General features: G+C 70.4%; 11 protein-coding genes and 1 riboswitch. Of the genes, 3 read left to right on the forward strand and 8 right to left on the reverse strand.

The window, feature by feature from the left end:
• Window positions 1–13: 13 nt before the first annotated feature.
• The 3 genes from groL to GA0070619_RS25755 form a co-directional block, all read right to left on the reverse strand.
• Window positions 14–1,636 (reverse strand): chaperonin GroEL, encoded by a 1,623-nt coding sequence (gene groL / locus GA0070619_RS25745; RefSeq protein ID WP_088950420.1) that lies wholly within the window; start codon window positions 1,634–1,636, stop codon window positions 14–16.
• 272 nt (window positions 1,637–1,908) lie between these two features.
• Window positions 1,909–3,045, reverse strand: coding sequence for a hypothetical protein (locus GA0070619_RS25750; RefSeq protein WP_157744082.1), 1,137 nt, complete (start codon window positions 3,043–3,045; stop codon window positions 1,909–1,911).
• Between the two features lie 97 nt (window positions 3,046–3,142).
• Entirely contained in the window at window positions 3,143–3,346 is a 204-nt protein-coding gene (locus tag GA0070619_RS25755) for a cold-shock protein (RefSeq protein WP_088950422.1), read from the reverse strand.
• A 338-nt stretch (window positions 3,347–3,684) separates the two neighbouring features.
• Between GA0070619_RS25755 and GA0070619_RS25760 the strand changes: the two genes are divergently transcribed.
• Window positions 3,685–4,215: a GNAT family N-acetyltransferase gene (locus tag GA0070619_RS25760; protein WP_088950423.1), complete on the forward strand. Its 531-nt coding sequence runs from the start codon at window positions 3,685–3,687 to the stop codon at window positions 4,213–4,215.
• Window positions 4,216–4,392: 177 nt separating this feature from the next.
• On the opposite strand, the gene paaN is transcribed toward GA0070619_RS25760, so the two are convergent.
• From paaN to GA0070619_RS25780, 4 genes are all read right to left on the reverse strand, one after another.
• Window positions 4,393–6,066, reverse strand: coding sequence for a phenylacetic acid degradation protein PaaN (gene paaN / locus GA0070619_RS25765; protein WP_172862118.1), 1,674 nt, complete (start codon window positions 6,064–6,066; stop codon window positions 4,393–4,395).
• 144 nt (window positions 6,067–6,210) lie between these two features.
• The gene (locus GA0070619_RS25770; RefSeq protein ID WP_088950425.1) at window positions 6,211–7,230 is read right to left on the reverse strand and encodes a GNAT family N-acetyltransferase; all 1,020 of its coding nucleotides are present in this window, start codon (window positions 7,228–7,230) and stop codon (window positions 6,211–6,213) included.
• A 323-nt stretch (window positions 7,231–7,553) separates the two neighbouring features.
• A complete protein-coding gene (gene thrC / locus GA0070619_RS25775; RefSeq protein ID WP_088950426.1) occupies window positions 7,554–8,840 on the reverse strand; it encodes a threonine synthase in 1,287 nt (428 codons plus the stop codon).
• A gap of 10 nt (window positions 8,841–8,850) precedes the next feature.
• A riboswitch (SAM riboswitch) is annotated at window positions 8,851–8,986 on the reverse strand.
• Between the two features lie 67 nt (window positions 8,987–9,053).
• Entirely contained in the window at window positions 9,054–10,022 is a 969-nt protein-coding gene (locus GA0070619_RS25780) for a DMT family transporter (protein ID WP_157744083.1), read from the reverse strand.
• A gap of 91 nt (window positions 10,023–10,113) precedes the next feature.
• Here GA0070619_RS25780 and GA0070619_RS25785 point away from each other — a divergent pair, with 91 nt between their 5' ends.
• Window positions 10,114–10,419 (forward strand): ArsR/SmtB family transcription factor, encoded by a 306-nt coding sequence (locus GA0070619_RS25785; RefSeq protein ID WP_088950428.1) that lies wholly within the window; start codon window positions 10,114–10,116, stop codon window positions 10,417–10,419.
• A 77-nt stretch (window positions 10,420–10,496) separates the two neighbouring features.
• On the opposite strand, the gene GA0070619_RS25790 is transcribed toward GA0070619_RS25785, so the two are convergent.
• On the reverse strand, window positions 10,497–10,958 hold the full coding sequence (locus GA0070619_RS25790) for a DoxX family protein (RefSeq protein WP_088950429.1): 462 nt from the start codon (window positions 10,956–10,958) through the stop codon (window positions 10,497–10,499).
• A 452-nt stretch (window positions 10,959–11,410) separates the two neighbouring features.
• Here GA0070619_RS25790 and GA0070619_RS25795 point away from each other — a divergent pair, with 452 nt between their 5' ends.
• The gene (locus GA0070619_RS25795; RefSeq protein WP_172862119.1) at window positions 11,411–12,109 is read left to right on the forward strand and encodes a DUF4232 domain-containing protein; all 699 of its coding nucleotides are present in this window, start codon (window positions 11,411–11,413) and stop codon (window positions 12,107–12,109) included.
• Window positions 12,110–12,116 lie beyond the last annotated feature (7 nt).

Raw genomic sequence — 12,116 nt, forward strand, 5'->3', positions numbered from 1 at the left:
GTCGGAACTGGACTCAGAAGTCCATGTCCCCGCCACCCGGGCCAGCCGGGGCAGCCGGGTTCTTCTCCGGCTTGTCCGCGACAACGGCCTCGGTGGTGAGGAACAGCGCCGCGATGGAAGCGGCGTTCTGCAGCGCCGAGCGCGTCACCTTGGCCGGGTCGATGATGCCCGCGGCCAGCAGGTCGACGTACTCGCCGTTGGCGGCGTTGAGGCCGTGACCCGCTTCGAGGTTACGGACCTTCTCCACCACGACGCCGCCCTCAAGGCCGGCGTTGACGGCGATCTGCCGCAGCGGGGCGTCCAGCGCGACCTTGACGATGTTCGCACCGGTCGCCTCGTCGCCGACCAGGTCGAGCTTGTCGAAGGCGGTCTTGCCGGCCTGGACCAGCGCGACGCCACCACCCGGGACGATGCCCTCCTCGACGGCGGCCTTCGCGTTGCGAACGGCGTCCTCGATGCGGTGCTTGCGCTCCTTGAGCTCGACCTCGGTGGCCGCGCCGACCTTGATGACCGCAACGCCGCCGGCCAGCTTGGCCAGCCGCTCCTGCAGCTTCTCGCGGTCGTAGTCGGAGTCACTCTTGTCGATCTCGGCCCGGATCTGGTTGACCCGGCCCTGGATCTGCTCGGCGTCACCGGCACCGTCGACGATGGTGGTCTCGTCCTTGGTCACCACGACCTTGCGGGCGCGGCCCAGCATGTCGAGGCTGGCGGCGTCGAGCTTGAGGCCGACCTCCTCGCTGATGACCTGGCCACCGGCGAGGATGGCGATGTCGGTCAGCATGGCCTTGCGGCGGTCACCGAAGCCCGGCGCCTTGACGGCGACCGACTTGAAGGTGCCACGGACCTTGTTGACCACCAGGGTGGCGAGGGCCTCGCCCTCCAGGTCCTCGGCGATGATCAGCAGCGGCTTGCCCGACTGCATGACCTTCTCCAGGATCGGGAGCAGGTCCTTCACCGACGAGATCTTGCTGTTGGCGATCAGGATGTACGGGTCGTCGAAGACGGCCTCCATACGCTCCGGGTCGGTCATGAAGTAGGCCGAGATGTAGCCCTTGTCGAAGCGCATACCCTCGGTGAGCTCCAGCTCCAGCCCGAAGGTGTTGCTCTCCTCGACGGTGATGACGCCTTCCTTGCCGACCTTGTCCATCGCCTCGGCGATGATCTCGCCGACGGTGCTGTCGCCAGCGGAGATGGAGGCGGTGGAGGCGATCTGCTCCTTGGTCTCGACGTCCTTGGCGAGCTTGGACAGCTCCTCCGAGACGCTCGCGACCGCGGCCTCGATGCCCCGCTTCAGGGCCATCGGGTTGGCGCCAGCGGCCACGTTGCGCAGGCCCTCGCGAACCAGGGCCTGGGCCAGGACGGTCGCCGTCGTCGTGCCGTCACCGGCAACGTCGTCGGTCTTCTTGGCGACCTCCTTGACCAGCTCAGCGCCGATCTTCTCGTACGGGTCCTCGAGCTCGATCTCCTTGGCGATGCTCACACCATCGTTGGTGATGGTGGGGGCACCCCACTTCTTCTCGAGCACGACGTTGCGGCCCTTCGGGCCGAGGGTCACCTTTACGGCGTCGGCGAGCTGGTTCATGCCCCGCTCGAGGCCGCGGCGAGCCTCTTCGTCGAAAGCGATCATCTTGGCCATACGGCGTTGTCCTCCTGGACACTCACGGGCCACCCGAGATGTGTGCCCCGGATGGGCCGCCTGGTGTGCGCACCTAGGGACGTCGCCACCTGGCGACGACGACGTCCTTCGGCCGGGCCGGATAGCCCGCGACGACCGGCCATGTGCTGCCCCGGTGTCTCCACACCGGCACAACCTGGCCCCACCGTCCCGACCGTTGGCACTCACGGTATGCGAGTGCCAATGACTTGTTTAGCACTCTCCCCTGCCGAGTGCAAGCACGATGGGGCCGCTCAGCCGAGTTCCGCGGCCAGTCCGGGAGTGTTCACCGGCGCCTCATGAGCGCGCTGCTCGGCGTACGTGACCAGCAGACCGATCATCTGGGAGAGGTGGGCCGGCAGGGCCAGCACCGCGGTGATCCCGATCACCACCACCGCCCCGACCGCGCTGTCCGGGGACGCGAAGGGATCCGTACCGAACGCCGAGGTGCCAACGCCCTCCAGCGCGCCGGGGATCACGGTGCCGACGATCACCGCCAGGGCAACCAGGGCCACCCGACCGAGCAGCAGGCCGAGCCGGTCGTGGAACATCCGGAACGACCGGCCGATCGGGTTGTGGCGTTCGAAGAGGTAGACCGGGCCGGCCATGCTCAGCGCGAACGCCAGGTAGATGCCGGGCAGGACGCAGAAGCAGGCACCGAGGCCGACGAGCAGGCTGATCAGCAGGGTCCACCCCCACAGCCCGAGTGCCCGACGGATGCCGTAGCGCAGCGCGGAATCCAGGCTGCCCGGCTGACCGGCCGCCTGCTGGGTGATCACCCAACTGCCGGCGGCCCACCCGACGGCCTGCAACAGCCCGACCAGCACGCTGCCGCCGATCAGCAGGACCAGGAGGCTCACCAGCTCCACGGCGAAGTTGTCCGGCAGGACGGCGGTCGTGCTCGTCTGGGCCTCGGCGGCCCACTTCGCCGACGGGTCCGCCCCGAGAGAGATCACCGAGAGCACCGCCGCGGGCAGCACCTGGGTCAGCAGCATGATGGGCACCAGCTGCCGCCAGCCCCGGCCCAGCGCTCCCCAGCACCGGCTGAACCAGCCAGCCAGGCCGGCACCGGGTGGAGTGACCAGGGGGTCGTTCGGGTCGTACCCGTAACCCGGCGGGTACCAGTTGACCGGCGGCCCCGGATGCCACGGCTGCGGACCGTAGGGCCCCGCTCCAGGCGGGTAGCCCCCGGTGGGCGGGAACACCCACCCCTGCTGCGGCTGACCGGCCGGGCCCCAGGCACCCTGCGCAGGATCCCAACCAGCCGGCGGGACACCCGGCACGGAGCCAGGCGGCTGACCGGCCGGGCCCCAGGCGCCCTGCGTGGGGTCGGACGGGCCTGGCTCACCCGGCCCGTAGGGCGGCGTGGACGAGGGTGGCTGGTCGGTCATGAACGCTCCTCAGCATCGGCTGGAACGGTTCACGATCTTCCCGGCTGCGCGCCCGTGCCGCCAGCCCCCAAGGCGGTGACCGACCGGTGCGGAACGGTCAGGCGATGACGCGTACGTGCTCCGCCTGGGGGCCCTTCTGGCCCTGGGCGATCTCGAACTCGACCCGCTGGCCGTCGTCCAACGCCTTGTAGCCGTCCATCTCGATCGCGGAGAAGTGAACGAACACGTCCTGACCGCCGTCGACGGCGATGAAGCCGTAGCCCTTTTCGGCGTTGAACCACTTGACGCTGCCCTGTGCCACGGTGCCACTTCCCTCACTCTGCGCGGTGCTGCCTGACCCGGCGCACGGAGCGGCCGGGCGCCCTCGGACCACCACCCCGGCAATCGATGACCGCCATTGAAGCAGGTGACCGAAATCGCACGCTACACGAGGACTGACAGCCGCGCACGACCACAAATCGGGCATGGTCCTGATCGCTTCCACACCAGCTCCGGCCGCACCGGTCGACCCGACGCGGCGATCCGACGGATTCATCGACGTGAGTGCCAGCGGGGAAGGAGACGAGGCTGCGCCGCGAGCCGGTGAAGATCGGGCCCGACCCGAAAAATGCCGTTCACGCCCTGTGATAGGCATGCGGCATGACCACCGATACGGGCTCGACCTCCGTTCGTCGGGCGGAGATCCGCCGGGGCCGGCCGGAGGACGCCGCCCGGATGCGGGCGCTGCGCCTGGAGATGCTCGCCGACGCACCGTTGGCCTTCCTGGAGACCCTGGCGGACGCGGCGGCCCGACCGCACAACGAGTACGCCGCACGGGTCGCGTACACCTCGGCCGGCCCGAACAACGCGCAGTTCGTCGCGGACCCGGGCGGCCGGCTGGTCGGGCATGCCGGTGGCACGGTCACCCCGGACGAGCCTGGGCTGACCGTGATCTACGCCGTGTACGTCACGCCGACCTGGCGGGGCAGCGGCCTTCTCGGCGACCTGATCGACGGGGTGGCCGAGTGGTCCCGGGCGTGCGGCCGACCGGAGCTGCTGCTGGAGGTCGTGGTCGGCAACGACCGCGCCTATCGGGCGTACCAGCGGCTGGGCTTCAAGGACACCGGCGTGCGAGTCCCCCACCCCAAAATCCCAGCCCTGAACGAGCTACAGATGCGCCGACCCGCCTAGAACAGAGAACTCATCCCAAGGCAGAACCACTCTGACGCCCCCCAATAAAGAAACCGGAAGCGCCCGCGCCACAGTGCCCACAAGGGGTTTCCGGGGCAGCCCGACCCGCGCAGGGATCAAGCCTGACCGCCCGGAGCGGGTCGGGCCTGCCCCGGAAACCCCCACCGCAACTAAAGATCAAACATGACGCCGAGACTGAACGATCCGGAACCGGTTCGCCACATAAGCCCCATCGGTCAACGCCGAGTTGGCCGCCGCGTTGGCCCCGCTGCCGTGGAAGTCGGAGAACGCCGCCGACTGGTTCACGAAGACCCCGCCGGTGAGGTTGCAGGACAGGTGCACCCCGACCTCGACCGCGACCGCCTCGGTGGCGTCCAGCACCGCCTCGTCGGTGGAGTAGACCCCGGCGGTGAGCGCGCCCTTCTCGCCGACCGTCCGGCGCAGCAGCTCCAGGCTCTGGGCGGTGGAGTCGGTGGCGATGGCGAACGAGATCGGCCCGAACCACTCCCGGCCGTACGTCTCCGCGTCGTCCGCCGCCAGCTTCACGATCGTCGGGGTACGCACCACCGCGTCGGCGTACGCCGGGTGCGCCACGACCCGCGACTCCAGCACCGGCTCGCCGACCTTGGTCACCTCGGCCAGCCGTTCCAACACCCCGTCGTTGACGATGGCGCCGGTCAGCTCCACGCCTCGCGCCGGATCGGCGGTGAGCTTGCCGACCGCTGCGGCGATCCCACCGGCCACCTCGTCGAAGCTCTTGTGACCCTGGTCGGTCTCGATGCCGCCGGCCGGGATCAGGATGTTCTGCGAGGTGGTGCACATCTGGCCGCTGTAGAGGGTCAGCGTGAAACCAAGGTTGCGGCACATGCCGGCGAAGTCGTCGGTGGAGTCGATGACGACCGTGTTCAGACCGGCCTTCTCGGTGTAGACCGAGGCCTGCCGGGCGTGCGTCTCCAGCCAGTCGCCGTACTCCGTGGAGCCGGTGAAGTCGACGATCTTCACGGAGCGGTGCAGGGCCAGGTCGCTGGCGAGCTTCTCACCGGGCGCCTCAGCCGCCAGCATGATCAGGTTCGGGTCGAACCCGGCCTCGGCGAGCACCTCCCGGGCGTACTTCACGGTGATGGCCAGCGGTAGCACCGCGCGCGGGTGCGGCTTGACGATCACCGGGTTGCCGGTGACCAACGAGGCGAACAGCCCGGGGTACGAGTTCCAGGTCGGGAAGGTGTTGCAGCCGATCACCAGCGCCACCCCACGCGGCACCACGTGGAACGTCTTGGTCATCCGCAGCGGGTCACCCTTGCCGGCGGCCTTCTCCCAGCCTGCCGTGCCCGGGTGCCGGGTCATCTCGGCGTACGCGTACGCCAGCGCCTCCAGGGCCCGGTCCAGTGCGTGCGCGCCGCCGGCCTGGAAGGCCATCACGAACGCCTGCCCGCTGGTGAACTGCACCGCGTTGGCCAGCTCGAAGATGTTCTTGTGCAGCCGGTCGAGGATCTCCAGGCAGACTCCCACCCGGGCCTGCGGGCCGGCGTCGCGCCAGGCCGGCAGCGCGGCGGAGGCGGCGCTCACCAGCTCGCCGGGGCCGGCGTGCGGGTAACGCACCGCGAGCTCCACCCCGAACGGGCTCGTCTCGGTGGCGACCCGGTCGCCAGCGCCCGGCTGGTCGAGCGGGAAGTCACCACCGAGGTACGCCTCGAAGGCGGCCTTGCCGTCGGCGGCGGCGGTCTCGCCGTACACCCGGGGGCTGGGGGATTCGGGATAGGCGGACCAGTAGCCCCGCTCCGTGATCGCGGTCAGCGCACGGTTGAGGGTGTCGGCGTGCCTGTCGTACAGGGGCTGCGGGGTCTCCGTCATGCCCGCCATCATGCCTGAGAGCGGTCCGCGAGCAGTAGCGCGAATGCCCGACAGCGGCTCATGCCGCAGTCGGGTTCGGGAGCAGAAGCGCCAATGACCGACGGCACCGCGGTTGCCTGCGGCGGCAGCGGGTGACCGCCCGGGTCAGAGGGTGAGCTGCCAGTTGTTCCAGGCGTCCACCGGGCGGAAGCCGAGTTGCTCGTTGATCGCCACCATGTAGCTGTTGCTGGCGGCGTTGAAGGTGTCGATGACGCGGACCGTCGGCTCGTGGGTCAGCAGGTGGTGCAGGTTCTCCGCCTTGGCGATGAGACCGAGCCGGTGCCCACGGTGGGCCGGGTCGACGATGGTGATCTGCTGGTAGGAGTGCCAGTCGGTGGAGGCGCTCACGTCCAGCAGGGTCCAGGCGACCAGCCGCCCGGACGCCTCGTGGCGCATCCCGAGGTGGTAGCGCCGCCGACCCCGGGCGTCCAGGGCGCGCTCGGTGCCACGGATGCGCTCGGCGTCCACCTGCTCCGGGTCCCACTGCACGTCGCCCATGGGCGCGTCCATGAGCAACCGGCCGTCCAGGTAGGCGATGTCCGCCACGTACTCCTGCGGGGTGGAGCCCTGCCAGCAGACCGATTGATAGCCCTCCGCCCGCGGCCGGGCCTCGGCCAGCGCCGCGCGCAGGGCGATCCGGTCGATCGCGTCGACGTCGAGGCGGCGACGCACCTCGGGCAGCGCCGACTGGGCGCCGGTGGTGGCGGCGAACGCGTCTCCCGCCGCTGATCGCGCCGGCCCGTCGGGCAGCGCGGAGACGGTCATCGCGACGACCCGCTTGCGGCCGCGTTCGCGGAGCAGGCGTACGCCGTACTCGTGCAGCGCGCGACCGACACCCCGGCGCCGCAGCTCGGGATGCACCGTCAGCTCGGCGGTGGCGTTGTCGGTGTTGTCGAGCTGCGGCAGGTCCAGCTGGAGGTAGCCGGCCGGCGCGCCGTCCAGCCGGGCCAGCGCCCAGAGCGATTCGGTGCCGGGCATCGGCGTGTGGAACAGCGCGTCGAAGCGGCGTCGGCAGAAGGGTGGGAGGTCCGGCAGGTCGACCTCGGTGGCCGCCGCGCCGATCCGGTACGCCTCGTCGACCGAGGTGCGGTCGGCGCCGTCGAACGACGCGATGGTGATGCTCATGCGGTGAGCGTGCACCGTACAAAAGCGATCGGGCCAGCGAATTACTCGCTGGCCCGATCGAACGTTGGTCGGGAGGGACACTCGCACAACGCCTCCGGCGTTGGGTCGCAAGAACTTCAAAAGTCTTCGGCGAAATGCCCTCCCGCACGGAGCATCTTGCGCCGTCCGGTTCCTGCCGTCAAGTCCGTAGCGGCGGGTTTTCCACACTCACAGCTAAAACCCAGTTACGGAGTGATCGACTCAGTTTCGCTGAAGTCGGGGTGTCCAGTCAGCCCGGACACCCCGATTTCCGTCAACCCGAGTGGATCAAGACCGGCAGCGGGTCAGCCCAGGAGGCCGGCGTCGCGGGCGGCGCGCAGCGAGGGCTTGATGTGGTGGGTAGGCCCGACCTGACCGGCCACCGCGTCGATGGTCTTCAGACCCTCGCCGGTGTTGAACACCACGGTCTCCGCCGTCGGGTCGAGCCGGCCGGACTCGACCAGCTTGCGCAGCACCGCCACTGTCACCCCACCGGCGGTCTCCGCGAAGACGCCGGTGGTGCGGGCCAGGTCGCGGATGCCCGCGCGGATCTCGTCGTCGTCGGCGTACTCCATCCAACCGCCGGTGCGACGGACCGCCTCCAACGCGTAGAGGCCGGCGGCGGGGTCGCCGATGTTGAGCGACTTGGCGATGCCGGTGGGCTTGACCGGGGTGATCGTGTCGGTGTCGGCGTGCAGGGCCGTGGCGATCGGGTTGCAGCCGGCGGACTGCGCGCCGAAGACCTTCCAGCCGCCGACCGGCGCCTCGACCAGACCGATCTCCACCAGCTCGGAGAACGCCTTGTCAATCTTGGTGAGCAGCTCGCCGCTGGCCATCGGGATCACCACCTGCGCGGGGATCCGCCAACCGAGCTGCTCGGCCACCTCGTAGCCGAGCGTCTTGGAGCCCTCCGCGTAGTACGGGCGGACGTTCACGTTGACGAACGCGGTGTCCTCGAACTCGTCGGTCTCCACCAACTCGCCACAGAGCCGGTTGACGTCGTCGTACGAGCCGTCGATGGCGACCAGCTCGCCCCCGTAGACGGCAGTGGTGATGACCTTGCCCTGCTCCAGGTCGCTGGGGATGAAGACCACCGAGGGCACCCCGGCGCGGGCGGCGTGCGCTGCCACCGAGTTGGCCAGGTTGCCGGTCGACGCGCAGGCGAACCGGGTGAAGCCGAGCGCCTTCGCGGCGGTGAGCGCCACCGAGACGACCCGGTCCTTGAACGAGTGGGTGGGGTTGGCGCTGTCGTCCTTGACCCAGAGCTGCGCGGTGATGCCCAGCTCGGCGGCGAGGTGCGGGGCCGCCACCAGCGGGGTCAGCCCCGGGTCGAGGGTGACCCGGCTGGCCGGGTCCTGACCGGCGGGGAGCAGTGCGGCGTACCGCCAGATGTTCTTCGGCCCGGCCTCGATCTGCTCGCGGGTGACCGTCGCCAGGGCGGCCGTGTCGTAGTCGACCTCCAGCGGGCCGAAACACTCGTAGCAGGCGTGCTGGGCGGCGAGCGGGTAGCGCGCCGAACAGGCGCGACAGACCAGGGCGCGGGCGGGGCTGGCGGAGGTGTCGATGCCGGAGGCGGCGAGCGTCGACGTCATGTCGAGAGTCCTCTCATCTTTCCCCGCATCGCACGGTGCGGCGGGGACGGAATTGGCACCTGCCCCGCGGGTCGCTCAGCGGTGAGCGCGCGGGGTGGTTGCCGGGGCGTCGTCGGGCCGTATCCCTCAGCCCCTCTGGATGAGGTATGCAGTTGTGTCGTCGAGTCTAGGCAAAGCCGGGCGCGGCCTCCAGGGCAGATCCCAGGTAGTGGGTCAGCGGACGCTCACCGCTGCGGGGTCGGTCACCGCGATCGGGTCCGTGACCGCTGTGGTCCGGGGCAGTGCCGCGGCTCGGGTCCGGGGCCGGGTGGCGAGGTTCGCGGCGACCAGGGCGGCGATCGTGATGGCGGCCCCGACCAGCTCGACGGGCTCCGGGCGGTAGCCGCGGGCGATCTGCACCGCGAACGTGGTCACCGGGACCAGGTTCATGAACAACGCGGCGTTGGCGGCACCGAGTCGCTGCACGCCGGTGTTCCAGGCCAGGACCGCGACCACGGCGCCCAGGATCACCGCGTACGCCAGTTGCGGGGTGACCGCCACGAGGTCGGCGGCGGCCGGCGCGTGCTGCCAGCCGACGGCGTCGGCGCCGATGCTCGCGGCCAGCATGGCGGCCGTGCCGGCGAGTGCGGTCAGCGTGGTGAAGCGCAGCGGCGACCACTCGCCGAAGCGGCTGGCACCGTGCGTGTAGATGCCCCAGCCGAGCACCGCGCCGATCATCATCAGCCCACCGAGACCGAACTGGCCGAGCCCGGTCAGGCTCCCGCGGGTGATCACCAGGCCGACACCGAGGAGCGCCACCAGGGAGAGACCCAGCAGGAACGGCTTCGGGCGTACGCCGTCACGGGCCCAACGGACCAGCTGGGTGATCACGGGGGTGGTGGCCACGAAGAGCGCGACCTGCTGCGGTGCGGCGTGTTCGAGGGCCAGGCTGGTGAGCAGGTTGAAGCCGGCGAAGCCGACCACTCCGAGCACCACCACCTCGGCCGCCCGGCCGCCCGACCGCAGCGCGCCGGCACCCTCACGGAGCAGGAGGACGGCGACCAGGATGACGGCGGCGAGAAGGTAGCGGGCAGTGGTCAGGTTGAGCGGGTCGACCCGGGTCAGCGCGCTGGCCAGGACCGGGAACATCACTCCCCAGGCGAGCACGGCGAGCAGCGGATAGGCGGCGGCGCGGGATCGCATCGTCAGCTCCAATGTTCGAGTATCGTCGAACCAACGGAACCGACAGTAGGAGCTTGTTCGATAATTGTCGAACAAGGGTTACACTGGTCACATGGAGCCGCACGAACCCGAACTGACCGCCGTACCGGTCACCGCCGTGCTGGCCGCACTCGCCGACGACGTGCGGTTGCAGATCGTCCGGGCGCTCGCCGAGGGCGGCGAGGCCGCCTGCGGCAGCTTCGACTTCGGCGTCTCCAAGGCGACCCGCAGCCACCACCTCAGGGTGCTGCGCGAGGCCGGCCTGACCCGCACCCGCGCCGCCGGCACCAGCCGCCTGGTCCGACTCCGCCGCGACGAGCTGAACAAGCTCTACCCCGGCCTCCTGGACGCGGTCCTCAGCCCTCGCCCGCCGGCCTGACCCCCGCCACCACCGTCGCCGAGCGCGTCGCCGGAGCCGCCTCGTCGAGGCCCCGGCGACGCGCGGCACGCGTGCGGTCAGACAGCCACCGAGCTGGGCTCGGCCACCGAGGCGGGCGCTGGTGCCGACGGGGAGTCGGTGCGACGCCGGGCGAGCAACGTGTCGAGCGCCCAGGCGCCCGGGCCGAGGGCCGCTATCAGCAGGAACGACCAGCAGAAGAGGGCGGACAACTCGCCCCCGTTCTGCATGGGCAGCAGGTGATCCGGCTGGTGCACCACGAAGTAGGCGTACGCCATCGAGCCGGATGCCAGTAGAGCGGCGGGTCGGGTGAAGAGCCCGGCCAGCACCAGCGCGCCGCAGACCAACTGGATCAGGGCGGCCCACCAGCCCGGCCAGGTGCCGAGCGGTACCGCCTTGCCGGTCATCGGGTTGCCGCCGAACAACCCGAAGACCGAGGTCAGGCCGTGCAACGTGAACAGCAGGCCGATCACGATGCGGAACAGGGACAGGGTCGGCCCGCCGAGCCGAGAGACGTTCATGGGACCTCCATTGAGGTGAATGGATGGATCCCGTCCATCGTGACGCATGGTTACATCGAAGTTAATAAATTCCTTGCTGGTGGGAAGATCCCCGGTTGAAATATGTCGGGGCCACGCCCGCCGGCGCCGAGCAGGCGGGGCGGCGAATGCGTCGTGCCGAGGCTCTGAGCTGCGGCTGCGCGGGAAAACCGACCTCAGCACGGCGCTGTTCGCTCCATGGGAGCGCTCCCGAATGACGGTACAGCCCACCAGGCGGTGCGCGCAGCCCGCCGAGCCGCCGCAGACGCGGACGGCTGGCCGACCCCGATGATCCACTCGGCTTCCTTGAAGGCGCGGTATCCCGAGGCCAGGATGCCCCGGGTTCAGGGAAACCGAGTCGATCAAAGCGGCTCGGCGGCCGGGACGGGCAGGGTGGGCAGCGACGGGACGCCTCCGTGCGCGAGGATCGGTGGATGATCTCCCGGAAGATGGCAGCACGACGGGCCGGCCGGTCGCTCGCGGTGTTCGCGTCAGCGCTGGCGCTCGGCGCCTGCGTACCCGGCGATCATCGCGGCCAGTCCGGGGATCCCCCGAGCCCGCCGCCGACCGCACCCGGTGCGTCGGCGAGCCCGTCCGGGAGCACCGACCCGCTGGCCGAGTGCCCGGCGTCCGGCGTCCGGATCCGGTCGACCGGGTCGGACGCCGCGATGGGCCTTCGCGCCCTCGGCCTGGAGCTGGTCAACTGCGGCGACCGTCCCTACCAGCTCAACGGTTACCCGGTGCTGCACGTCTACGACGAGCAGCGCGAGCCGATCATGCTGCGCGTGGTCAACGGCGCCAAGGAGATCACCTCGGGCTTCGACCAGCCGCCCCGGAAGGTCACTCTCGCCCCTAACGAGCGGGCCACCGCCGTGGTGCTCTGGCGCAACCTGGTCACCGACTCGACAGTGGTGGCCACCAACGGGGAGTTCCTGACGGTGGCCCCCGCGGCCGGCCAACCGCCCCACGAGGTCGACCCGGACGGGCCGGTCGACTTGGGCAACACCGGCCGGATCGGCGTCAGCGCCTGGAAGAAGGCCGACCCGTCTGCGCCGGCACCGACGCGCCCGGCCCCGCTGCCGATACCGAGCGCCGTGCCGTCGTCGGTGAGCCCGCCCGACAGTCGGCTGTGAGCCCGGC

This window comes from Micromonospora zamorensis (assembly GCF_900090275.1).
Classification (GTDB): domain Bacteria; phylum Actinomycetota; class Actinomycetes; order Mycobacteriales; family Micromonosporaceae; genus Micromonospora; species Micromonospora zamorensis.